Source organism: Rhizobium sp. NZLR11, assembly GCF_019685115.1.
Classification (GTDB): Bacteria; Pseudomonadota; Alphaproteobacteria; order Rhizobiales; family Rhizobiaceae; genus Rhizobium.
In genome coordinates this window covers 119,506-143,719 of the sequence record NZ_JABDWD010000013.1, presented here as the reverse complement: position 1 = coordinate 143,719, position 24,214 = coordinate 119,506, and the positions used below count along the sequence as shown (strand labels likewise).

19 protein-coding genes are annotated in these 24,214 nt (G+C 61.0%); 14 read left to right on the top strand and 5 right to left on the bottom strand.

Going from position 1 to position 24,214, the window contains the following annotated elements; translation table 11 throughout:
• Positions 1–401 precede the first annotated feature (401 nt).
• The 4 genes from HJB83_RS22010 (at position 402) to HJB83_RS21995 (ending at position 4,701) form a co-directional block, all read left to right on the top strand.
• On the top strand, positions 402–1,496 hold the full coding sequence (locus HJB83_RS22010; protein ID WP_207580517.1) for a septal ring lytic transglycosylase RlpA family protein: 1,095 nt from the start codon (positions 402–404) through the stop codon (positions 1,494–1,496).
• A gap of 185 nt (positions 1,497–1,681) precedes the next feature.
• Positions 1,682–2,839 (top strand): D-alanyl-D-alanine carboxypeptidase family protein, encoded by a 1,158-nt coding sequence (locus HJB83_RS22005; protein ID WP_221116001.1) that lies wholly within the window; start codon positions 1,682–1,684, stop codon positions 2,837–2,839.
• A 147-nt stretch (positions 2,840–2,986) separates the two neighbouring features.
• Positions 2,987–3,667 carry a dTMP kinase gene (gene tmk, locus HJB83_RS22000; RefSeq protein WP_207580515.1) on the top strand — a complete coding sequence of 227 codons (681 nt, stop codon included), beginning with the start codon at positions 2,987–2,989 and terminating at the stop codon, positions 3,665–3,667.
• Between the two features lie 8 nt (positions 3,668–3,675).
• The gene (locus HJB83_RS21995; protein WP_221132631.1) at positions 3,676–4,701 is read left to right on the top strand and encodes a DNA polymerase III subunit delta'; all 1,026 of its coding nucleotides are present in this window, start codon (positions 3,676–3,678) and stop codon (positions 4,699–4,701) included.
• 22 nt (positions 4,702–4,723) lie between these two features.
• Here HJB83_RS21995 and HJB83_RS21990 read toward each other — a convergent pair whose 3' ends face one another.
• Positions 4,724–5,512 carry a sulfite exporter TauE/SafE family protein gene (locus HJB83_RS21990; protein ID WP_207580513.1) on the bottom strand — a complete coding sequence of 263 codons (789 nt, stop codon included), beginning with the start codon at positions 5,510–5,512 and terminating at the stop codon, positions 4,724–4,726.
• 234 nt (positions 5,513–5,746) lie between these two features.
• On the opposite strand from HJB83_RS21990, the gene metG reads away from it, so the two are divergent.
• Genes metG through HJB83_RS21975 form a run of 3 tightly spaced genes read left to right on the top strand, consistent with a single transcriptional unit; the run spans position 5,747 to position 8,912 of the window.
• Positions 5,747–7,297, top strand: a complete 1,551-nt coding sequence (metG, locus tag HJB83_RS21985; protein WP_221132630.1) for a methionine--tRNA ligase — start codon at positions 5,747–5,749, stop codon at positions 7,295–7,297.
• Positions 7,298–7,301: 4 nt separating this feature from the next.
• Complete coding sequence (locus HJB83_RS21980) at positions 7,302–8,084, top strand: TatD family hydrolase (protein WP_221132629.1); 783 nt, start codon at positions 7,302–7,304, stop codon at positions 8,082–8,084.
• 3 nt (positions 8,085–8,087) lie between these two features.
• Positions 8,088–8,912, top strand: a complete 825-nt coding sequence (locus HJB83_RS21975) for an MBL fold metallo-hydrolase (protein WP_221115997.1) — start codon at positions 8,088–8,090, stop codon at positions 8,910–8,912.
• Between the two features lie 95 nt (positions 8,913–9,007).
• Here the strand turns inward: HJB83_RS21975 and HJB83_RS21970 are convergent, their stop codons facing one another.
• Complete coding sequence (locus tag HJB83_RS21970) at positions 9,008–9,613, bottom strand: TerC family protein (protein WP_207580509.1); 606 nt, start codon at positions 9,611–9,613, stop codon at positions 9,008–9,010.
• A 254-nt stretch (positions 9,614–9,867) separates the two neighbouring features.
• Between HJB83_RS21970 and HJB83_RS21965 the strand changes: the two genes are divergently transcribed.
• Both HJB83_RS21965 and HJB83_RS21960 read left to right on the top strand, forming a co-directional pair.
• Positions 9,868–10,548 (top strand): hypothetical protein, encoded by a 681-nt coding sequence (locus HJB83_RS21965; RefSeq protein WP_221132628.1) that lies wholly within the window; start codon positions 9,868–9,870, stop codon positions 10,546–10,548.
• A gap of 78 nt (positions 10,549–10,626) precedes the next feature.
• Positions 10,627–11,007, top strand: a complete 381-nt coding sequence (locus HJB83_RS21960) for a hypothetical protein (RefSeq protein ID WP_207580507.1) — start codon at positions 10,627–10,629, stop codon at positions 11,005–11,007.
• 66 nt (positions 11,008–11,073) lie between these two features.
• Here HJB83_RS21960 and HJB83_RS21955 read toward each other — a convergent pair whose 3' ends face one another.
• Positions 11,074–11,562 (bottom strand): PAS domain-containing protein, encoded by a 489-nt coding sequence (locus HJB83_RS21955; RefSeq protein WP_207580506.1) that lies wholly within the window; start codon positions 11,560–11,562, stop codon positions 11,074–11,076.
• 276 nt (positions 11,563–11,838) lie between these two features.
• Between HJB83_RS21955 and HJB83_RS21950 the strand changes: the two genes are divergently transcribed.
• Entirely contained in the window at positions 11,839–12,531 is a 693-nt protein-coding gene (locus HJB83_RS21950) for a DUF599 domain-containing protein (protein ID WP_207580505.1), read from the top strand.
• A 78-nt stretch (positions 12,532–12,609) separates the two neighbouring features.
• Entirely contained in the window at positions 12,610–13,524 is a 915-nt protein-coding gene (locus tag HJB83_RS21945; protein WP_221132627.1) for a LysR family transcriptional regulator, read from the top strand.
• Here the strand turns inward: HJB83_RS21945 and HJB83_RS21940 are convergent.
• Positions 13,513–14,463 (bottom strand): alpha/beta fold hydrolase, encoded by a 951-nt coding sequence (locus tag HJB83_RS21940; protein ID WP_221132626.1) that lies wholly within the window; start codon positions 14,461–14,463, stop codon positions 13,513–13,515. The two genes, HJB83_RS21945 and HJB83_RS21940, sit on opposite strands and share 12 nt — an antisense overlap.
• Positions 14,464–14,830: 367 nt before the next feature.
• Between HJB83_RS21940 and HJB83_RS21935 the strand changes: the two genes are divergently transcribed.
• Together HJB83_RS21935 and HJB83_RS21930 are read left to right on the top strand one after the other, a co-directional pair.
• Positions 14,831–16,138, top strand: a complete 1,308-nt coding sequence (locus HJB83_RS21935) for an epoxide hydrolase family protein (RefSeq protein WP_207580502.1) — start codon at positions 14,831–14,833, stop codon at positions 16,136–16,138.
• A 289-nt stretch (positions 16,139–16,427) separates the two neighbouring features.
• On the top strand, positions 16,428–18,578 hold the full coding sequence (locus HJB83_RS21930; RefSeq protein ID WP_221132625.1) for a mechanosensitive ion channel family protein: 2,151 nt from the start codon (positions 16,428–16,430) through the stop codon (positions 18,576–18,578).
• Between the two features lie 484 nt (positions 18,579–19,062).
• Here the strand turns inward: HJB83_RS21930 and ggt are convergent, their stop codons facing one another.
• Entirely contained in the window at positions 19,063–20,655 is a 1,593-nt protein-coding gene (gene ggt, locus HJB83_RS21925) for a gamma-glutamyltransferase (protein WP_221132624.1), read from the bottom strand.
• A 277-nt stretch (positions 20,656–20,932) separates the two neighbouring features.
• On the opposite strand from ggt, the gene HJB83_RS21920 reads away from it, so the two are divergent.
• A complete protein-coding gene (locus HJB83_RS21920; protein ID WP_207584313.1) occupies positions 20,933–24,178 on the top strand; it encodes an adenylate/guanylate cyclase domain-containing protein in 3,246 nt (1,081 codons plus the stop codon).
• The last annotated feature ends 36 nt before the right edge of the window (positions 24,179–24,214 follow it).

Below are 24,214 nucleotides of genomic sequence, written 5' to 3'. Positions count from 1 at the left end.
AAGGCATAAACCTTCAAAGCCGGTGGCGGACATTTCGTTCCCGCGCAGTTGCGGAGGGTCAATACGAGACACTGCGTGTGCATAGCGTCATATCGCCGACAGCGTCTCAATATAAAGCTTTTCGAGCGCTTTGAAGCGGCCGAACGTTTACCATATTCACCGCATCGGCACGGGAATTTCAGGCCTCTTTGCGGCAGCGGAAGGGCGGGGCGGGGCGGCTCGCGTTAGTGATTTATAAACCATAATTATTAGAATTGTCGCTATCGCTGCGAAATCGTTCGTAAATTTGCCACGAACTTAGCAAGATTAAATCCTCGTTAGGCGGGTGGGGATAAGGCGTTATTGGCCCAGTATGGGGCGAAGTTCCTTAACCATAACGATCGTTGAGCGGCGTGGGGCATATGACATTGGGATACGGGGCGGCGTCTTTCGCAACGACAGCACGGTGGCTGGCGGTATCGGCGATGTGTGCGACGGTTGCGGCGTGCGGCACGACGCAGGCGGTGCCGAAGAAGAAATCCCATGGCAAAGAATATTTCTCCGAATCCGAATATGGCGTGAAGGCGAGCCCGAGGGTCGCCACCGGCAACAATATCCCCAAGGGCGGCGGCCGCTATATCGTCGGCAACCCTTACGAGGTGAAGGGCAAGTGGTATTATCCGAAGGAAGACTTCGCCTATAACAAGGTCGGCGTCGCTTCCTGGTATGGCTCGGCTTTTCATGGGCGCCTGACGGCGAACGGCGAAGTCTACGACCAGATGCATCTTTCCGCGGCGCATCCGACCTTCCCGTTGCCGAGCTATGCGCGCGTCACCAATCTCGAAAGTGGTTCCTCCGTCATCGTGCGCGTCAACGATCGCGGCCCCTATCATGAAGGCCGCATCATCGACCTTTCGAACAAGACGGCCGACATGCTGGATCTGCAGCACAGCGGCACCGGCAAGGTGCGCGTGCAATATGTCGGTCGCGCCCGCATGGACGGACACGACATGCCCTATCTAATGGCCTCCTACGCGCCGAAGGGCAGCCGTCTTCCCGGCGTCAATCCGGAAGGCCAGATCGCAACCGGCGTAATGGTCGCCTCCAACAGCCGCAAGATCACCCGCGACCAGTTGCAGAGTTCGGAAGATTACGAGACGCCGGCCAACGTGCCGGTACCGATGTCGGCGACCTCCTATGCCGGCTCGACGCCGAGCGCGCGCTATAATGCGGCACCCGCTCTTGCTCCGGGTGCGCATGTTCTGGTGGCGCCGCCAGCACCGTCCGTCAACAATGCCCCGCAGGCCTTCGACCAGATGGTCGTGCTGCCGGAGATTGGTCCCATGCCCTACGAACGGCCGCTTGGCTCTCTCGCGCTCGGTTACCAGAACGAGGACGTGAAGACGGTAACCGTCGATCTCGCCTTCGACGCGGTGATGGTGCGCAACGACGGGCTGACGCAGGAGTCGATCCTTGCTTCGGCCAAGCGCCAGCAGGCCAAATTCGCCGCGCGCTGAGCGCGGCAATTGCATCGGATTTCCTCTCGCTCTAACTTCCTCACGACACGCCGCTCGATCGATGGAAACTGTTGATGCTGAAGCCTGTGCTTTGCCTTTTAGAGCGGTTCAGCTTCCCATCGAAGCGCCGAACCGCTCTAACCTTTTCGCTAAGCACTTTTGCTGGAATTGCTCTGGCATGCCTTATGCCGTTCATCACCGGGGCGCTTGCGGCCGATAGCGGTGCTGCCGGTTTCGTCACCAAGGCGACGCAGGCCTATATGATCGAGGCCGCCACCGGCACGGTGCTTCTCGCCAAAAACGAAGACCAGGGCTTTTCGCCGGCTTCGCTCGCCAAGCTGATGACGATGGATCTCGTCTTCGAGGCGGTGACAAAGGGCCAGATCACGTTCGATACCGAATATCCGGTTTCCGAGTATGCTTGGAGAACCGGTGGCGCTCCGTCGAGGACGGCAACGATGTTTGCCAGCCTTAAATCGCGCGTGCGCGTCGAGGATCTGATCAAGGGCATCGCCATCCAGGGCGCCAATGACAGCTGCATCATCCTCGCCGAAGGCATGGCTGGAAGCGAGCAGCAATTTGCCGTGTCGATGACGCGGCGCGCCCGTGAGCTTGGCATGGAGAAGGCCGAGTTCGGCAATTCCACCGGCCTTCCCGATGGAAAGAGCAAGGTGACGGCGCGCGAGATGGTCACGCTGGCCACGGCCCTGCAGCAATCCTATCCGAAGCTCTATCCCTATTTCGCGCAGCCGGATTTCGAGTGGAACAAGATCTTCCAGCGCAACCGCAATCCACTGCTCGGGCTCGATCTCGGCGCCGACGGGCTGGCCACCGGCTTTACCGAGGGGGAGGGTTACTCGATCGTCGCGTCGGTTGAGCGCGACGGCAGGCGGCTGTTTCTGGCGCTTGCCGGAATCGCTTCCGACAAGGAGCGGACGGAGGAGGCCAAGCGGGTGCTCGAATGGGGGCTGACCGCCTTCGAGAGCCGGCAGATCTTCGCCGACAAGGAAGTGATTGGAGCCGCCAGCGTCTATGGCGGCACGGCGCGCACCGTCGATCTCATCGCCAAGGCGCCGGTCAGCGTCTACATTCCGATCAGCAATCCCGACAGGCTGTCGGCACGCATCGTCTATCGTTGGCCGCTGACGGCGCCGGTGACGGCGAATACCCAGGCAGGCACGCTCAGGATTCTCGCGGGCAGCCGGCTGCTCAGGGAAGTGCCGCTCTACACCATGCAGGCGGTCGGTGAGGGTTCGCTCAGCAGCCGGGCGGTTGATGCCATGCTGGAACTCGGCGAATCGCTGTTTTTCTCCTGGCTCTGGGACAAGTCCGCGCCCGGCTGAACGCCTGGGCTTGAACACCCGGCATTCTGATACAATTTGCCGGGAAAGGTGAATATGTCGCCGCGGCGAAAGGTTTTCCTCCCTGATATCTTCGGATAGATAGAAGAGATGGAGCGCGCGCGGCGCCCGGAATGCGGGAAGTTGTCATTGTCATCCGGTACGGGATTATTCGTTACGTTTGAAGGCGGGGAAGGCGCTGGGAAATCCACGCAGATCCGCCGCCTCGCCGAGGCACTGAAGGGCGAAGGTCGCGACGTGCTGATGACGCGCGAACCCGGCGGATCGCCGGGTGCCGAGGCCGTACGCCACGTGCTGCTGTCAGGGGCTGCCGAAGCCTTCGGCACGCGGATGGAGGCGATCCTGTTTGCAGCGGCGCGAAACGACCATGTCGAAGAGGTGATCCGGCCCGCACTTGCCACCGGCAAGATCGTGCTCTGCGACCGCTTTATTGACTCCTCCCGCGTCTACCAGGGCATCACCGGCAATCTCGAGCCCGATTTCATCGAAACCCTGCAGCGCATCGCCATCAACGGCGTGATACCGGATTGCACAGTGATCCTCGATATCCCCGCCAAAATCGGGCTGGAGCGGGCGCAGAAGCGCGCCGCCGCCGACGCTCCCGACCGCTTCGAGAAAGAGCGCCTCGAAACGCACGAGAAACGGCGCGAAGCCTTTCTCGATATCGCCGCCCGCGAGCCGGAGCGCTGTCACGTGATCAACGCCATGCAGGGCGAAGAGGCGATCGCCGCCGAGATTCTGGCGATCGTCCGGCAGCTCATGTCGCCTGCGGACCGTGCCCGGACGCCGGAAGCCGCCCATCATGAGTGAAGCCCGTTATGAGTGAAGACCGGCCCGGACTGCTCGACGGCGCCATTTGGCCGGGGGAAAATACCAGGCTGTTCGGCCATGAGGAGGCGGAAGCCTTCCTTGCGCAATCCTATCGGTCCGGCAAGGGCCACCACGCCATCCTGATCGAGGGGCCGGAAGGCATCGGCAAGGCGACGCTCGCCTTCCGCTTCGCCAATCACGTGCTCTCGCATCCCGATCCCGAGAGGGCGCCGGAGACGATCGGCGATCCGGATCCAGCCTCTCCCGTCAGCCGGCAGATCGCCTCCGGCGCCTCGCATAATCTCTTGCATCTTGCCCGGCCGGTGGACGAAAAGACCGGCAAGGTGAAGTCGTCGATCACCGTCGACGAAGTGCGCCGCGCCGGCAAATTCTTCTCGCAGACATCAGGCACCGGCAACTGGCGGATCGTCATCATCGATCCGGCGGACGACATGAACCGCAATGCGGCCAACGCCATCCTGAAGATCCTGGAGGAACCGCCGAAGCGGGCGCTGTTTCTGGTGCTCTCGCATGCGCCTGGACGATTGCTGCCGACGATCCGCTCGCGCTGCCTGCCGCTGAAACTGGCGCCACTGGCCGACGATGCGCTCATGGCGGCGCTTGCCCATCTCGGCATGTCAGGCGAGGGTGGGGCGGTGCTTTCGGCCGCCAAGGGCAGCGTCGGCGAGGCGCTGAAACTGTTGAATTACGGCGGCGGCGAGATTATCGCCGCCTACGACGAGATGCTGGCGGCCGAAGGAGCGACGGCCCGCAAGGCCATGCATCGGCTGGCCGACGCGCTTTCGGGCAGGGAAAGTGACACGATCTTCGATTTCTTCGTCAGCCATGTCGGCGACGACATCATGAACCGGGCTCGCGCAGCGGCAGGCGAGGGGCAGATCTCGACTGCTGAGCGGCTGGCGCGGCTCTATTCCGAGATCACCGAGCGGCTCACCATTTCGGATGCCTACAACCTCGACCGCAAACAGACGATCATCAGCATTCTCGCCGACATCAAGCAGCCGGGCCGCTAACCTTGGGATGCCGATGCTCCGGTCAGCCGGTCAACAGCTTCCAGGCGACGACGGCGAGTGTCAAGGCAAGGACGATGCGGATGGTGCGTTCGTGCAACTTCGGCGCCAGCAAGCTGCCGATGATGATGCCGGGGATAGAGCCGATGAGCAGGGCAAACAGCATCGGCCAGTCGATTTCGCCGATCAACCAATAGCCCGTGCCGCCGATCAGGGTCAGCGGAACCGCATGGACGATATCGGACCCGACGATCTCGCGCACGTCAAGCCTGGGATAAAGGACCAGCAGGATCGTCACACCCAGCGCGCCGGCACCGACGGAAGTCAGGGTGACGAGGACGCCGAGAAAGAACCCGAGAACGACGGTGAGGGCAAGGATGGTTCGCGGCTGCGGCGGCGTGCGATCGCCGAAGGCGCGCCGCGCCAGTTCAAGTATCTGGGCTCGGAAGATCAGCATGATCGCGGTCATGACAAGAAGCCAGCCAAGTGCCGAGGTGATCGTGTTGGTGACGCCGATACTTTTGCGGTCGACGCCTGCCAGCAGCCAGAGCATCAGCAAGGCGGCCGGCACGCTGCCGATCGCGAGGCTGCCGACGATCTTCCAGTTGACGCGCCCGTGCATGCCGTGAACGGCGGTGCCGGCGGTCTTGGTGATCGCCGCATAGAGAAGATCGGTGCCGACGGCGGTTGCGGGATGGACGCCGAAGAGCAGCACCAGCAACGGTGTCATCAGCGAACCGCCACCAACGCCGGTGATGCCGACGAGTGCGCCGACAAACAGGCCCGAAAGTGAATAGAGAGGTTCGAATGTCAATCAAGCGCCTCCGACGGCGCGCAGCCACGACAAACCGGATAGATGAAAACTGGCACTTCGTTCTGTCCCGCCCTCTTTTCCATGACGGGTAGATTGCGGCAGAAGCTGAGTCAAGTTCACCACGCCAACGTCCCGGAAATCATTGGCGGCGGTAAAACTTGATGTTTCGCTTGACGGTGACATGCGCTAAGAGCGGCTGACCATTTTTATAGACTTAGCCGGACATTGGCCGCCATGACAGACAAGACACCCTTCTACATCACCACCGCGATTTCCTACCCCAATGGCAAGCCGCATATCGGCCATGCCTATGAGCTGATCGCGACGGATGCGATGGCGCGCTACCAGCGCCTTGACGGTAAGGACGTGTTCTTCCTGACCGGCACCGACGAACACGGGCAGAAGATGCAGCAGACGGCGCGCGCAGAAGGGATCACCGCGCAGGCGCTCGCCGATCGTAATTCGGGCGAATTCCAGGCAATGGCCACGCTGCTCAATGCCTCAAACGATGACTTCATCCGCACCACGCAGGAGCGTCATCACGAGACATCGCGCAACATCTGGAACCTGATGGCCGACAATGGCGACATCTACAAGGACAGCTATGCCGGCTGGTATTCGGTGCGCGACGAGGCCTATTACCAGGAAAACGAGACGGAGCTGCGCGCCGACGGCGTGCGTTACGGGCCGCAGGGCACGCCGGTCGAGTGGGTGGAAGAGGCAAGTTATTTCTTCAAGCTCTCCGAATATCAGCAGAAGCTGCTTGCCCACTACGAGGCAAATCCCGACTTCATCGGCCCGGCCGAGCGCCGCAACGAGGTGATCTCCTTCGTCAAGTCTGGCCTCAAGGACCTCTCAGTTTCGCGCACGACCTTCGACTGGGGCATCAAGGTGCCGAACGATCCCGCCCATGTCATGTATGTCTGGGTCGACGCGCTGACCAACTACATCACCGCGACCGGCTATATCGAGGACAAGAACGGTCCGTTGGCAAAATACTGGCCGGCCGACGTGCACATTATCGGCAAGGACATCATCCGCTTCCACGCGGTCTACTGGCCGGCCTTCCTGATGTCGGCGAAATTGCCGCTGCCGAAGCGGGTCTTTGCCCATGGCTTCCTGCTCAACAAGGGTGAGAAGATGTCGAAGTCGCTCGGCAACGTCGTCGATCCCGTCAATCTGGTGGACCATTTCGGCCTCGACCCGGTGCGCTACTTCTTCCTGCGCGAAGTGTCCTTCGGCCAGGACGGCAGTTATAGCGAAGAGGCGATCGGCATCCGCATCAATTCGGACCTCGCCAACGGCATCGGCAATCTCGCCAGCCGCTCGCTGTCGATGATCGTCAAGAACTGCGACGGCAAGATCCCCGAATGCGGGCCGCTGACCGACGAGGACAAGGCAATGCTGGCGCAGGCCGACGCGCTGCATGCCTCGACACGCGACGACATGGGCAAGCAGCAGATCCACCGGGCGCTCGCCTCGATCATTTCGGTCGTTTCCGAAACCGACCGTTATTTCGCCGGGCAGGCGCCGTGGGCGCTGAAGAAGACCGATCCCGAGCGTATGGGCACGGTGCTCTATGTCACAGCCGAAGTCGTACGCCAGATCGCCATCCTGCTACAGCCATTCATGCCTGATTCATCAGGCAAGTTGCTCGATCTCGTCGCGGCATCGGAAGACAAGCGCGACTTCGCTGCTCTCGGGCAAGCCGGCCGTCTCGTTGCCGGAACGCCGCTCGAAGCGCCGACGCCGGTCTTCCCGCGCTACGTGGCTCCGGAGGCTTGAGGCCGTGCTGATCGATACGCATTGCCACCTTGATTTCGCCGACTTCGGGGCGGAGCGTGACGAAATCGTTGTGCGCGCCCACCAGGCCGGTGTTAAGCAGATGGTGACGATCTCGACGCGGGTGCGCAAGCTCGACGGGCTGCTGGCGATCACCGAAAAATATCCATCGGTGTTCTGCTCGGTCGGTACGCATCCGAACAATGCCGACGAAGAGCTGGATATCCAGACGGAAGAACTGGTGCGGCTTGCCAATGCCCATGAGAAGGTGGTGGCGATCGGCGAGGCCGGTCTCGACTATTTCTACGACACGCAGAACCCCGAGGACCAGCAGACCGGCTTCCTGCGCCATATCGCGGCGGCGCGCGAGACGCAGCTGCCGCTCGTCATCCACAGCCGCAGCGCCGATAAGGACATGGCAGCGATCCTGACCGAGGAAACGGGGAAGGGGGCCTTCCCCTTCATCCTGCACTGCTTCTCGGCAGGCGCGGAACTGGCACGGACCGGCGTCGAACTCGGCGGCTATGTTTCCTTTTCCGGCATCCTGACCTTCCCGAAGTCGGAAGAGCTGCGCGAGATCGCCAAGACAATCCCGCAGGATCGGCTGCTGGTGGAAACCGACGCGCCGTATCTGGCGCCGAAGCGCTGGCGGGGCAAGCGCAACGAACCGTCCTATGTCGTCAACACCGCCGAGGTGCTCGCCGAGACGATCGGCCTTTCCTACGCAGAGGTCGCACGGATCACAACGGAGAACGCTTTGCGCCTGTTTACGAAGATGCCGAGGGTCTAGCGCGTGCTCTACCGGCGGCGCTTCACCATTCTCGGCTGTTCGTCGTCACCCGGCGTGCCACGTATTACCGGCGACTGGGGCGCCTGCAATCCCGACAATCCGAAGAACCGGCGCACGCGCGCCGCCTTCATGGTGCAGCAATTTGCGCCGGATGGCGGTGTCACCACCGTCGTCGTCGACACCGGACCGGATTTTCGCGAGCAGATGATCAGGGCGGGGGCCGACCATGTCGATGCCGTGCTCTACAGCCATCCACATGCAGACCATATTCATGGCATCGACGATCTGCGGGGCTATTTTCACAACACCCGCCGCCGGGTGCCGATCTTTGCAGACCAATATACGATGGACAGGCTGCGGGAGGCCTTCGGCTATTGCCTGGAAACGCCGCCGGGCAGCAATTATCCGCCGATCGTGCTGCCCATTGTCATCGAAAACCTCGACGAACCCGTCGAAATCCGCGGCCCCGGCGGCAAGATACAGTTTCATCCGCATATCCAACAGCACGGCGATATTCATTCGCTCGGTTTCCGTATCGGCGATGTGGCTTATTGCAGCGATATCAGCGATTTTCCGCCGCAGACCGTCGACAAGCTTCACAATCTCGATGTGCTGATCATCGACGCACTGCAGTATACCTACCATCCGAGCCACCTGTCGCTGGAACAGTCGCTCGACTGGATCGGCCGGCTGAAGCCGAAACGGGCGATCCTCACGCATATGCACACGCCGCTCGACTACGACACGGTGATGGCTGAAACGCCAGACCACGTGGTGCCGGCCTATGACCAGATGAGTTTCGAAATCGAAGTGAGGATCGGGGCTTGAGCCCCGCCTCCAGAGCACGCTGCCGGGACTGAACACCTCGAACAGAATTCAGATTTCAGGCCGGTCCGGCCTAAAATCATTCTGCTCCAGGGCCACTATACGTAGGGCATAACCTCGACGGCGCCGCGATAAATCATGTCGAGCGAAACGTAGAGAATGATAAGCAAGCCGACATAGGCGATCCAGCGGTGATTGTTGAGCAACCGGGCGATCAGGTTGGCAGCGATGCCCATCAACGCGATCGACAGGGCAAGACCGATGACCAGCACGCTCGGGTGTTCGCGCGCGGCACCGGCAACGGCGAGCACGTTGTCGAGCGACATCGAGACGTCGGCGATGACGATCTGGGTCGCCGCCTGAAAGAAGGTCTTTCTCGGCGCGCCTTCGGCACTCGCCGCATCGTGATTGTCGCCATGGCCGGCACGAATCTCGCGCCACATCTTCCAGCAGACCCACAGCAGCAGCAGGCCGCCGGCAAGCAGCAGGCCCACAACCGCCAGCAAATAGACCGCGACGCTGGCAAAGAGAATACGCAGGACGGTCGCTGCCAGAATGCCGACGATGATCGCCTTGCGGCGTTGCGTGGCCTCGAGGCCGGCAGCGGCAAGACCGATAACCACGGCGTTGTCGCCGGCGAGAACGAGGTCGATAGCAATGACCTGCAGCAAAGCCGTGAGACCGGCTGCCGTAAAGATGTCCATATGAATTATCCCCGATGCGTCAAGAGCCGTGCTAGCGTCTCGAAGGTTTGACGTCAACCGCTACAGCGCTTGGAATTGCGGCGGCGCCGGACAACGATCCTCGATGCCAAAACGTTCCTCATTTCGATATCGGGGAGCCGCCATTTACATCCTCCGCATTCGCTTGGAACATTCCTGTCGTCCACCTGTTTTTCTGAACAGGAAACCAGCCGGCGGATCGACGGCGTGGGTCTATGCATCGAGAGGACAATCCCATGAGCAGCATTTATAACGATACCAATCCGGCCTTCTCAGGCCCGACAGGGGGCGGCAGCCTCACCGCATTTTTCGACAGCCGCTCGGAAGCCGAATCCGCCGTGTCTCGTCTTGAGGACGCGGGTGTGCCGGTTGCCAGAATCAGGTTGATGCCGGGATATCAGGCGGATGGAAAAACCGCCGGCACGATGGGCGACGACCGCAGCGGTTTCTTCGACGCGCTGGCGGACTTCTTCTTTCCCGATGAGGATCGTGCGGTATACGCAGAAGGGCTGCGGCGAGGCGGCTTCCTCGTCCAGGTCAATGATATCGATGACGCGCTCTATGAGACCGTCCACGACATTCTCGACGACGAGGGCAGCATCGATATGGATGACCGGGCGGACCTCTGGTCGTTAGAGGACCGGCAGCAAGGCGCATCCAATACCGGTTTTGCCGGCCAGTCCTCTGGCGGCAAAGCGTCAGAAGACCTCGCTGTGTCCGAAAGTGCCTTCGAGGCGTCGGCTTCTGATGATGCACGCCCGGTCGCAATGCGCGACAGCGCGCATGGAAGCGCCAAGGTGCGTGCCTACACATTGAGCGGCAGGGATGCCGCGCCGTCGGAAGATGCCAATAGCCAATCGCAAACCCAGTCGCAAGGCGGATCCAACCAGAGCCAGGGTTTCCGACGCGACCACTGATGAGTACCTGCCGTAACCCACGGCCCGGTGGCGATGCCGGGCCCTATTTTCTCTCGCCTGTCATTGGAGGACATGTCCATGCAATCATCCATCAACCGGGACGGCCACCTTCCGCTCGACCCCGATGAACTGATCGCCGAAGGTGAGCCGCCGTTTGCGGATGCCGCCGCCGAGACCGCGCGTGAAAAAGCCGATCAGGACCTGAACGCCCTGCGGCAGGAGCTAAGGCTGCTGCGGGTCCGAATATCCGCGCTGCGCGAGGATGCCGAAGCGGCACTCAAAGCCAAGGCCACGTCGGTCGATGCAAACGCCCATGTTCAGCTCGGCGACTACCCTTGGGCAAAGCTAGCCGCGGCGATCGGCGCGACCTTCGTTGCCGCCAGGCTGGTTCGGCGCCTGCCGTTCGACGTGCTGCTTGCGGGCTCTGCCGGCCATGCCTGGGAGGCGAGGCGGCGGTGACCGGCTGAGGGACGAGCGGTCAGCGCGGCAAGAGCAGACCCATCGACACCATGGCTTGGAAGGAAGTCAATGAAGCGGTACAACGTCCGAAGGCATCGGCTTGGCAAGCTCTTTCAGAATCGCTTCAAGCGCATCGGCCGTCGTCTGCAGGCCGGATGACTGCGCGATTTTCAGCGCTTCCCTGCAGTGAGCATACAATTCGTCTTGCTGGACGTGATCAGTCGTCCGAAATACGATGCCCGCATACTGCGATGGGTTTCCGGCTTGATCCCGGAAGCAGCGGCCGAAAGCGGCCACGGCCACCATTTGCCCGCTTCCATCAAATACCCGATAGTCATGGCGGTAGGGATCTCCTGTCATCACAGAGTCTGAAATCGCCTTGGCCACGGATGGCTTGTCGTCCGGGTGAATCCTGTCGAGGTATTTTATGATCGGCAGCCCCGAGATGGTCTGCTCCGGATCAAGCCCAAAGAGGTTTGCCAGCGCCGAATCCGCATAAACCGTGTCGGTCGCCAAGTCCCACGTGAAGATGCCAGGCTCTTCGGCAAGGTCCATTCCGTATCCCCAGTCTGACCGCCAGCGCTGCCGGTTGACCACGTCACGCGGCTGGTGCCACTCAATCTTAGTCGCCTTTCGACCGGACGCAATATCGACTTTTTTGATCTTCCTCGTGCACGAGGCCCGAGACTGCCATAGAAGCTCGCGACGCGCCGCTGGTAGCGCCTTGGCGCTTGTGCGCACCGAAGGAACCCGGGGACGACGATAGACGCTTGGAGCCGCCGTTCCCTCGAAGTAGTGTCTGGAAAAACGCCATTCAGTTCGGGGGACACCATGGATTTTTTGAACGTCGCGGCGATCGTATTCTTCCTTCTCGTCTGGATGGCACTCGAGCCTTTGATGGCAATGGGATGGCCGCGGCGGAACGACAGTCTTTCCGTCGACATGGTGCGCATTCGCGCGGCCTGGATGCGCGAGGTGCTGACTCGAGACAACAACTTCATCGGCGACGCGGCGATCCTCGGGCACACGATCAATTCGGCATCCTTCTTCGGATCGGCCAACCTCATCGTCATCGTCGGGCTCAGCGGTGCGTTGTTCATGGAGCCGAATTACGGATCGGGCGGCGGGCTGATCGCGATGTTTGCGGCGCAGGATCCCGCCTGGTTCTTCCAATGCAAGGTGCTCTTGATCATGGCGACGCTGTTGCGCGGCCTGTCCGATTTCATATGGGCAGTCCGGCAGATCAACTATTGCCTTGCGGCGATCGGGGCGAGCCCGTCGCGCGATGAAGACAGGGACATCGTCAGCTGGACGAACGCCCTGACCCTGGTCTTGAACCCGGCTCTTCGATCGTTCAGCGTCGGCGTCCGATCCTACTACTTCACCGTCGCTGCCGCATTCTGGTTCATTGGGCCAATACCCTTCCTTGTCGCGACCGTCCTCAGCGTCGGCGTTTTGATCTGGCGGCAATCCTGGTCGGATGCTGCAAAGGGGATCATGGCCATACGCAAACTGCTGGATTAGGATTGCCTGCGGTTCAGGGCAACGTCATAGTCTGCTGGCCGATGATGAGCAGAAGCGCTATCTTGCGGGCGGTGGCCAATGGATCGTTTCGAAGCGATGCGCATATTGCTGGCCGTTGTCGACGCCGGAAGCATCTCGGCCGGCAGCAGGAGGCTGAACGCGCCTTTGCCCAGCGTCAGCCGCAAGGTAACCGACCTTGAACGCCATCTTGGCGCAAACCTCATTGTCCGCACCAGCCGCAATCTTCAGCTCACCGATGCCGGCCGCGACTATGTCGACGCCGCCCGAAAGATCATAGCGGATCTCGAGGAGGCGGAGCGAAGGGCGTCCGGCGAATACCAGACGCCCAGAGGCGTGCTCACGATCACGATGCCGATCGAATATGGGAACCGGTACGTGCTGCCCGTTGCGCTCGGTTTCCTGGACAGATACCCGGAGGTGTCGCTGAACCTTCTATCGCTCGATCGCACGGTCGATCTCGTGTCCGAGCAGGTGGATATCGCCATTCGCCTCGGCGACCTCGCCGACAGCTTCCTCCATGCGGTCAAAATCGGCGAATTCCGTTTGCTGACCTGCGCGAGCCCTGCCTATCTCGCGCGACATGGCGAACCTCAGGGTCCGGGCGATCTCATCGATCGCGAGGGGATATTCTTCAACAAGCGGACATTCTTCTGGACATTCGACGTCGACGGCAGGCCGATGGAGGCGGCGCCCCGCAACCGGCTGGAAGTGAATACAGCGGCGAACTGCGTCGCAGCAGCCGTCGGCGGAGCGGGGATCGCGCGGCTCTTCGACTACCAGGTTCCGGACCAGCTGGCGTCTGGCGCGCTCGTGCCCATCCTGCGGGATTTCGATGGAGCACCACAGCCGATTCATATCGTTTACGCGCGCCAGAGGATTCTGGCGCTGAAGGTACGCGCTTTTGTCGACTGGGCTTCGCCAAGATTAGGCGCGCGATCGAAGAAAGAAGATAATCCAGCTTTATCTGAATGATGCGCGAATTTCTTCAACTGTATGTTCAGGATATTGAAGATGTGGAAAGTGGCCGATACCCGGCAGGATATCGATTTTCGCACCGATCTTGGCGGCCAACTCGATGCCCATTTCCTTTCTTATGTAGACGTCCTTTTCGCCCCAGATCTGCTTGACCGGCGTCTTCAGTCGCTCGAGGTTGGCCTCGAGGACGTTCTGGTCGCGCGTGAAACTCGCGTAGTAGTGGGCAAAGGCGTCCGCTGACGTCATCCCATCGAGGCTCCACGAACGGACCATGTCCCGCTGGACGTCGGTCGGCAAATCGAATTGCTCAGCGGGCGACAGGCCGCGCCTGTGCACGTTCTGAAGGATCTCGTCGCTTGTCTTGTTCATATACGCTCGGGTCGGCGAGGCCGTCGGCTCGGCCTTGAGGTTCTGCAGGCTCTCCCACATGTATTGCGGCCGGTCGAACGGCGCGAAGTCTCCGACGATGATCCGCCTGGCGATCGCCGGCTCATCGAGAGCAAGCAGCAGAACGGGGAGGGCGGCGATATCGGTCGCATAGATCACGAGGTTCGACCGGTCGATGCCGGCCCTCTCGATATAGGCCTTCAACACCGCCGCGTAGGCCTGCGGCGCGTAGGAAAACCGTTGCAGGATCGGGCGCGACGACTGGCCGTAGCCCGGCCAATCAAAGGCATGAACGTCATAGTCGCGAGCAAGCGTGCTCGCGATATGCTTCCAGACCGTCAGCGTTTCCGGAAACCCATGCAGGAAAAGCGCGGTGCCTTTTGGCGCCGGGGCGCGAACAATCATTCTCCTCAGCGTGAGCATCTCGTCGATCTCGATGAAGTCGACGGCGCCGTGCCGGGTTTCCGCGGACGCTAAGACTTCTCCGAGGGGGATGGATGAAGCTGCGGCGACCGATGCGGCGCTATTTGCGGTTTTGTTCTCAGACATAGGAGGTCCTTTCCTGAACGACGGGTCAATGGTTCTGTCTGCGCAAATAAGTGGCCACGCCGTCGCCGCGCGGTAGCCGGGGAAAATGAGAGGAACCCTCTCGATGTCGCTGCGACGCCGCTGCGCAATGCTTTTTCGATCGAGAGGCTGCCTCTTAATTTCTCAAGGTGCTGGGTCTGCTTCGACCGACCCAAATAGCTACCAGCCGCCGATTTGAGAAAGCTCGTTAGCGTATCGAGGCGGGAGGCAGAGCGTCGGGCGACAGCATGAGGAAGAACTGATATGACTGACCGAATTGAACCCATCAAGGGAACAGCCCTTGTCGAACCTGTCCGTTGACCCTCGATGTCAGGAAAGGACACACGTCATGGCGCTGCTGACCTCTTTGAACCACAGGCCTATGTCGCGACGCTCGCTGCTGTGGGGAAGTGCCGCCGCCGGCATATCCGCGGTTCTCCTTCCGCTCGCATCAGAGGCTGCCGATGTCACCGCCGCAGCGGCGGAGATCCGACCGTTCAAGGCCGAGGTTTCCGAGGCAGCGCTCGCCGATCTCAGGCGGCGACTTGCCGAGACCCGATGGCCCGACGGCGAAACCGTCACGGATCGTTCGCAGGGCGTCCAGCCCGCGAGGCTGAAGGAGCTGGTGGCCTACTGGCAGTCGTCCTACGACTGGCGCAAGGCAGAGAGCAGGCTGAATGCCTTTCCGCAATTTCTCACCAATATCGAAGGACTGGACGTCCATTTCATCCATGCCCGTTCCCGCCATGAAAACGCGCTGCCGCTGATCATGACCCATGGCTGGCCGGGTTCGGTGTTCGAACTGCTTGATGTCATCGGACCACTCACGGATCCGACGGCGCACGGCGGCTCGGCGGAGGACGCCTTCCACCTGGTGATCCCTTCGATTCCGGGATTCGGCTTCTCCGGGAAACCTCCGGCGACGGGTTGGAACCCGCAGCGAATAGCGGCTGCCTGGGACGTGCTGATGAAGCGGCTCGACTATGACCGCTACGTCGCGCAAGGCGGCGACTGGGGCGCGATCATCAGCGACGCCCTGGGTCGCCAGGCGCCCGACGGGCTGCTCGCGATCCACGTCAACAGGGTCGAGCGCGCCACGACGTTCCCATCGGACGCAGCCCAAGCTCTCAAAAATGGAGGACCGGCTCCCGGTACCCTGTCTGCGGACGAGAAAGTGGTCTTCGACGAGGCGCGGGACTTCCTCAACAATGGCTTCGGCTACGCCGCAATCATGAGCACACGTCCGGAGACGGTCGGTTACGGCATTGCGGATTCTCCCGTTGGCCTCGCCGCCTGGCTTTACGACAAGATCGCCGATTGGGTGTTCACCCCAGGCGACCCCGAACAGGCGCTCGGCAAAGATGCCATCCTCGACAACATCACGCTGTACTGGCTGACGAACACGGGCCCCTCGAGTGGCCGCATCTATTGGGAAAATGCGATGGCGGGCGCGAAGCTCACGGAGGTCAAAATACCGGTCGCCGTCACCGTATTCCCCGGAGAGGTCTACAAGCCGCCCAAGCACTGGTTGTCGAAAGCCTATCCGAAGCTGGTCTACTACAACCGCGTCGCCAAGGGCGGCCACTTCGCTGCCTGGGAAGAACCGGAACTCTTCAGTCAGGAGATCAGGGCAGGGTTCAAGACGGTGCGGTCATGAGCCGCCGATGGGGCGAGGGAACGTTGATCGCCGGTGATCATGCGACGAGTTCACGGACGGCCAGTGGCTGATCCTCGCATCACCCCTCTGCAAGCCTGAAAACATGGGCTTAGGCCACCGTCGAAGGGATCTCCGGGTAACGGCGGCCATTTGCGCGCGGGGGCAAACGTTAGGCTTTCGTCCGTCAGACGGGTTCGTCGATTGACGTTGATTGTGCAACGCTTCACAACGTCCGAAGTTTCTACCAACCAAGCAGAAGCGACGCCAACGTCGCGGGGACCACGGCTACATGCGCATCAACGACAACCGTCATTTTTTCGGCAGAGTGTCCATAGTCCTGACGGTGGTATTTTCGACGCTTCTGCTCGCGAGCGTAACGGCCGCCACAGCGGCCGAACCGACCGGTTCCTCGGGACCGATCCGGGTTATCATCGAATTTCCGAATGATGATGCCGGACGCGCGCTGGTCAATCGGATCGTCCCCGGCACTCAGGAACCGGCGCAACCGGCAGCGGCACCGCAGGAGGCGGCACCGCCGTCGATTGCCACTGCATTACAGGATTTGCGCCAAAGGTTGCTCATACTCGTCGATGCAGTCCCGACCCTTCCGGGACAGATCCAAACGGCGATCCGGGTCTTCCAAACGGATGATCGTATCGATGCCGTCGGACTGATCCTGGCGGTTACCCTCTTCATAGCAGGCGGATTCGCTGCGCAGCGCGTTGCCTGGTGGTCCGGGCGAGGGCTGCTTCATTTTGTGCTGACCGCGCCTGCCGACACCGTGCGACAGCGGATCAAGCTCCATGCGAGCCGGCTTTCAATGGGCCTTCTCGCGTTGGTCGGTTATCTGATCGGAAGCCTCGGCGCGTTTATCCTCTTTCCTTGGCCTGCCGTCTTTCGCGATATTGCGCTCATTCTGCTATCAGCGGCGCTGATGGTGCGCCTCGGCGTGCTTGTGGGCCGCATTGTCATCGCGCCCGGCGCACGGCTGCCGCACATGCGGCTTCTGACGCTTGCCACCTCGCTTGCGTGGTTCTGGTACTACTGGCTCCTCGCAATCGTCGCCGTGCTGGCGGCTGGCTGGGCGATCATCGAAGTATTCCAGACCATCGGGGCTTCACCCATCCTGGTCGACCTTTTTACCGCGGCGTGGCTCGGTGTCGTTTCAATCACGCTGGTCGCCATGATTTGGCTGCGGCATTTTCGTTCTGATGGGCCGCCGGTGAACCGCCTGGTCTGTGTCGGCTTCAGCGCGAGCATCATGCTGTCGTGGCTGTTATGGGTGTCCGGGCTCCGCGGAGCATTCTGGACAGTGATCGTCATGACGCTTCTGCCGCTTACTGTTTCCGTGGCTCGTGATATCATTGGTCGCATTATACGATCCGGCGGCGAGCACGCCGTCGAAGATCCGGCCATCGTCGGATGGTCGGTGGTCATCATGCAAACGCTGCGTAACGGCCTCATCGTGGTCGCCGCGCTGCTCATTGCCCGTTCGTGGGATGTCAATCTCAGTGACCTTGCCGCAGCCGAGACGGTGACCACACGTTTGATCCGCGCAGGGATCCGCATCGTTATCGTGCTGCTGGTGACCGATGTCATCTGGAAGCTCGCAAGCACGCTGATCGACAGTCAGATGGCGGTGGCGTCGCGAAGTGCGGAGGCTGGGCATCAGGACGGACCCGACGTGCGCCGGCGTCAGCGGTTGAATACCCTGCTTCCGATCCTTCGCAACGTGCTGTTTCTGGCGATCGGGGCTGTCGGTTTCCTGATGATCCTGGATGCGGTCGGCATTCAGATCGGACCGCTGCTGGCGGGCGCTGGCGTCGTCGGCATAGCCGTCGGTTTCGGTGCACAAACACTCGTCAAGGACATCATCTCCGGCGTCTTTTATCTGTTCGACGATGCCTTTCGCATCGGTGAGTACATTCAGGCAGCAAAATACAAAGGGACGGTCGAAGGTTTCTCGCTACGATCCATCCGCCTGCGACATCATCGCGGTCCAGTCACCATCGTTCCCTTCGGCGAACTCGGCGCGGTGCAAAATCTGAGCCGCGACTGGGTGATCGATATCATTACTCTTACCCTGAACTATGACAGCGACCTTGAGGAGGTCCGCAAGACCATCAAGCGCATCGGCGTCGAGCTTCTGGAGGATGCCGAACTCGGGCCCAACATCATCGAGCCCTTGAAAATGCAGGGGATCGAGCAGATGGCCGATTACGGTGTACAAATTCGGCTGAAGTTCATGGCGAAACCCGGCGAACAATTCGGCGTTCGCCGGAAGGCCCTCGCCATGCTCAGGAAGACATTCGCGGAAAAAGGCATCCAGTTTGCAACTCCGACGGTTCATGTTTCCAGCGGGACGGGAGATGCAATAGCCTCCGCCGCCGCCGCGGAACTACAACGGCCATCAAAAGTCATCCCAACACCTCAGGAGTAACCGCGTCGAGCCACGGGCGGCTTTCCATCGAATGCTTCGAAGCAATCGCTGACCCCGTTGTCGCCAAGCGCGCATCGTCAGAGACATGGGTCTCGAAGCAGTCTGTGGGCAATGCTTAGCCGCTTTACGAGGGAAGGTCCGGAGATGAAACCGAAGATGTGCTTCAAAAGGCAAATTCGCGAGGATTGGTTTGAAAGAGTTGGACGCCGAGATGGATGACAATGGTATACCATTGTAATCAAACGGCATATTGTTGTTCCATAATCCATCTTATGCGATATTCACATGTAGAGGCTATTTAGTAATGCGACAGTTGGGCCAGTTAGAGATGCGACAGTCTCGCCTCTCGACGCACTGGTCAATGTCAACACGCTGCAGGGTTATGATCGATGCGGTGCAGCCGGTCTGATTTCGCAGAAGCGATCGCGGCGATGCAATCGCCTCCATAGCGAGGATTTTCGCGATGCGGCGCTCTCCATTACGGTCAGTAGCCGAGCGCACAACCATCTTTCCGATGATCGGAGGCGCCCAACAGCGTGTTGTGTTGATCGTCGATCCAGATTGCCTGGGCACCGCCGATCGCCCAATTCGGAGCGGTAACCTTGAAACCGCGCGCTTCGAGATCAGGACCGATCGAGGCACGGAGAAGTGCTTCGGCCTCGATGATCGCCGTGCCAGGCAGCGGAAAGAGCCGGGGTAAATCGATTGCGCTCTGGATGTCCAAATTGAAATCAAAAAGCTTGGAGAGGAAGTGGGCGTGGCCCATCGCCTGATAGTGTCCCCCCATGACGCCGAACGATAAAACAGTTTTACCATGGCGTGTGACCAGGCCTGGGATGATCGTGTGCATGGGCCTCTTGCGCGGCGCTATCGCGTTCGGATGGCCCTGCTTCAAATTGAAGCTCTGTCCACGATTGTGGAACAGGACGCCGGAGTTCTGAGCCATCAAGCCGCTTCCGTAGGGATGGAAGATAGAGTTGATGAAGCTGACAACATTTCGGTCCTTGTCGACGACCGAAATGTAAACGGTGTCCGAATGCTCGACGCCGTCGATGGCCGCGCCGGCGTCGGCGATCCTATGCATGTCGATCTTGGCGGCAAGATTGTCGGCAAGTTCCTCGGACAACAGGAAATCGACCGGAACATCCGCGCCTGCGGCGTCGGCGACCCAGCGATCGCGGGCGGCATAAGCCAGCCGAGTGGCCTCGACTTCGATGTGCAGATTGTCGACGCCCATTGGATCGCCTCTGCGTTCAAAGCGCTCCAAGATCTTCAGGATCATCAGCGCGACGATGCCCTGCCCGTTCGGCGGACATTCATGCACCGTCCACCCTCGATATGTGGCACTGACAGGCTTGACATATTCGCCAGCGGCAGACGCAAAATCCTCACGTGTATGCAGGCCGCCAAGTGAATTCAGCCGTGTCACCATGTCGTCCGCTACGGGGCCGCGATAGAAGCCGTCCCGCCCCGAAATCGCAATCGTTTCCAGTGTTTGTGCCAGTTCCGGCTGACGTTGAACCGATCCGACCTGCGGGGCCTGATCGTCGACCAGGAAAATGCGGCATGTCGAAGGATCGCGCAGCAGCAAATCAGTTTGATTCGAGAGGTCGGCGGCAACCCGCGGTGTGATCGCATAACCGTCGCGAGCCAGTGCAATTGCGGGCGCAAGGATTTCTGACAGCGACATTCTTCCATGATCGGCAACGAGACGCGTCCACGCCTCCACCGCACCAGGAACCGTCACTGCATGCGGCGACCATCGCTCGATGGAAGCGATCCCGTTTTCCCGAAACCAATCGAAATGCGCCGCAGCCGGCGCGCGTCCCGAGCCATTGTAGGCAACGACATCATCATTTCCGTTTGATGACAGCAACGCAAAGCAATCGCCGCCTATGCCGGTAGAACCAGCCTCGACGACGCATTGCACGGCGCAAGCTCCCACTGCAGCGTCGATCGCCTTGCCGCCCACCTTGAGTATGTCGATGGCGGTCAAGGTCGCCATTGGGTGTGATGTTGCCGCCATCCCGTTGCGGCCGACAGCCATCGATCGTCCAGGCAATTCGAAATTTCGCATATCGTCAGTTCCTTCACTCAATAGAGGCCGGTCGCCCTCTCCCACGTGTAGGTGTCATCTAATGCCCGAGTGGAGCGGTCGAACAAGTCGTTGATTTGTGCTTCAGTGAAAATAAGCGGCGGGCAAAATGAGTAATTGTCGCCAGGGTACGGGTCGTTCCGCCGGCTGTTTAATGCTTGCGGGCACGGGGCAGCAGGTTCATGCTGTTTCTCTGTTTTGGCCCCGTTGGTTGCGGCTGACCTAGCCGTCACATATCGGTTTTCGTGAGATGCCTGCGATGGAGTGCGCCGGCTGCGGTTTCGATGTTCAAAGCGGTTTTGCCTTCTGTCCGCGATGCGGCGCAAGGCAGCCTCTTTCCTGCGCCGCTTGCGGCAATCCCTGTCAGCCCGATTTTGCCTTTTGCCCCAAATGTGGCGCGTCGATCTCAGGCAAAGCCCAGCCTGCGCCGAAGCCAAGCATCGAGGTGGTGCCGTCCAAATCCGATGGCGACGCCGACCGGCGGCCGGTGACCGTGCTCTTTGCCGATCTCTGCGGTTTCACGACGCTGAGCGAGCAGATCGATCCTGAAATCATGCGGCTGCTGCAGAACGAATTGTTCGAAGAGATGACCCAGGCGGTCGAGGCCTATGGCGGCTTCGTCGACAAGTTCGTCGGCGATGCGCTGCTGGCGCTGTTCGGCGCGCCGGTCGCACATGAGGACGATCCGGTTCGGGCGCTCGGGGCCGCACTCGATATGATCGGTCGGGCGACTGCAGTCGGCGCGCGCTGGCGCTCACGCGCCGGCGTGCCGCTGCGTCTGCATATCGGCATCAATAGCGGACCTGTTGTCACCGGCGGCTTCGGCGCAGTCAGCACAAAATCCTATTCCGTAACCGGCGACACGGTGAACACCGCCCAGCGCCTGCAATCGATGGCCGGCGAAAACGATATCCTGGTCGGGCCATTGACCTATCGGCTCACCCGCCATGCCTTTGCCTTCGACAGTCTGGGCGCACAGACCCTGCGCGGCAAAAGCGGAAACGTCCTCGTCCATCGGCTGACCGGGCTGCTGGAAGCGCCGCATACGGCGCGCGGGCTCGAAAGTTTCGGCCTTCAGGCGCCGATGATCGGACGGGATACGGAGTTGTCGCGGTTGCTGACATGCCTCGATCTTGCCTGCGGCGGTGCGGCGCAGCTCGTCCGCTTGATCGGCGAGGCCGGTATCGGCAAATCGCGGCTGGTCGACGAGTTCGTCGGGACCGCCGCCAATGCGGCCCGATTCCAGGGCCTTGCCATACGCAGAGCCACCTGCTCTCCCCTCGGCGAGCAATCCTATGGCACCCTCGCCGCGGTTGTGCGCAGCGCTTATGGCATCGGCGAGCGGGATGATCTCGACAGGACACGGCAACTGCTGACGACAGGTTTCCGCGCGCTCGATCTCACGCAGGAGGACGTCGAGGGACTTTTGCCGCTCTTTCTGCATGTCCTCGGTCTCGGCGATCCCGACGGGGCGTTACGGCACATCGAGCCGGAACAGTTGCGACGACAGATCTTCTATGCGGTGCGCACCGTCTTCGAGCGGCGGTTGGCGCAAGGTCCCTTGCTGCTTGTCATCGAGGATCTGCACTGGGCGGACGTTGCCTCGCTGGAAGTGCTCCGCTTCATGATGGATCGGCTGGAGCGCAGCCGGCTGATGCTGCTTGCGATCTACCGGCCGACATCGCAGACCGATCCGCTGAACTCCAATCGCGTCAACGTCACCGTGCAGCGTCTTGAACCGCTCTTTGCAGCCGAGGGGCAGAAGCTGCTTGCTGCCTTTTTCGGCGAGGGTCATGGCAAGTTGCCGGTGACGATGCGAAAGCGGATCCTTGACCGCGCCGGCGGCAATCCGCTTTTCATCGAAGAAATCCTTAGGGTGCTGATCGACATGGGCACGTTGCACAATGACGGTCAGCGCTGGCATTTCGCGGCCGACGATACGGATGTCGATATACCCGTCAATCTGCAAGCGCTGTTGCTTGCTCGCGTCGATCGTCTGCCGCAAGAGATAAGACGGTTGGCGCAGGAGGCGGCGGTGGTCGGCCCGAAGTTCGATACCGCCCTCCTCCGCACCGTGGCGACCGACCCCGGCGCGATCGATGCCGCGTTGGATTTTCTCTGCGATGCCAATATCATCGAAGAATTGCGCGGTCCCGATGCCGGCGGGTTGCCGGGCTATCGTTTCAGCCAGACGCTGATGCACGACGTCATCTACCATAATCTCCTGTTGCAACGGCGCATGGAGCTTCATCTTCGGATCGGCCGGGTTCTGGAACACCAATATGGCGCGGCGCCCGATCGGCCGGAGCATCTGGCGCAGCTCGGCCATCACTTCAGCCTGACGACCGAAAAGGCCAAGGGAGCCGGGTATCTGATGGCGGCGGGCGATCTGGCGCGCAAAACCTATGCCAATGACGATGCGATGCGCCTTTACCGTCAGGCGCTTGCGGCCTTTGCCAACGAGCCGGAGGTGACGCCGGAGCAATTGGCGCTGCTGGAGCGTCTTGCCGATCTTTGTGGTCCTGCGGGCCGGCGCGACGATGCCTTGAACCATTATCATAGCGCGCTGGCGATCCACCGCGCCAAAGACGACCGGATAGCTGCAGCGAGGATATTGCGAAAGATTGGCCGTCTACATCTTGATGCGGGGCGCCGCGACCAGGCGGAGACCCATTGCGCCGCGGCCGAAGCGATGATCGCGACGATCGATGCGCCGGTCGAGCACGCGCATCTGCTGCAGGAGCGCGGCCATCTCGCCTTCCGCATGGGCGATCAAGCTGCCGCCGCCGAGTGGGCGACGCAGGCGCTGCAATGCCTGCAGACGCTGCCGGTCGACGGAACGACCGAGGCCGGGCGGGAGGCGGCGCGCGCGATGGCGGAGGCGCTGAACACCAAGGGTGTGGCTCTGGCGCGCCTTGGACGCCGCCGCGATGCCGTGCAGGAAGTGGAGCGCAGCCTTGCGGTCGCCGAAAAGGCCGATTTGCAAAGTGCAGCGTGCCGCGCCTATTCCAATCTCGGCGTTCTCTACACTATCGTCGACCCGGCCAACGCCATCAGGATCTGCCGGCGCGGACTGGAGGTCGCCACCCGTATCGGCGATCTCGGCTTCCAGGCGCGGCTTCTCGCCAATCTCGCCGTTTCCTGCTGTACCTTTACCGATCGCTGCGCCGCCGAGGGTGTTCCGTCGGCGGAGAAGGCCGTCGAAATCGACCGGGCTCTCGATCAGCGCGATCATCTCTCCGTGCCGCTGATCGTCCTCGGGCAGATTCATCAGTGCCACGGGGAGCCGAAGCTAGCTCGTAAGTATTACGAGGAAGCCCTTGAGGTTGCGAAGGAAATTGACGAGCCGCAACTGCTCTTTCCGTGCTATGATGGCTTGGCGACACTGAGCCTCGAGCATGACGACATGGACGAGGCGGAGCGGTATTTCACGCTGGCACAGGATGTGTGCATTCGCCACAACCTCGATCCAGGCACACTTGTCGTCTTGCCGTTCCTCGACTGATCCTCCTCTTCGTACCACGACTGGAGATCGGTTAGT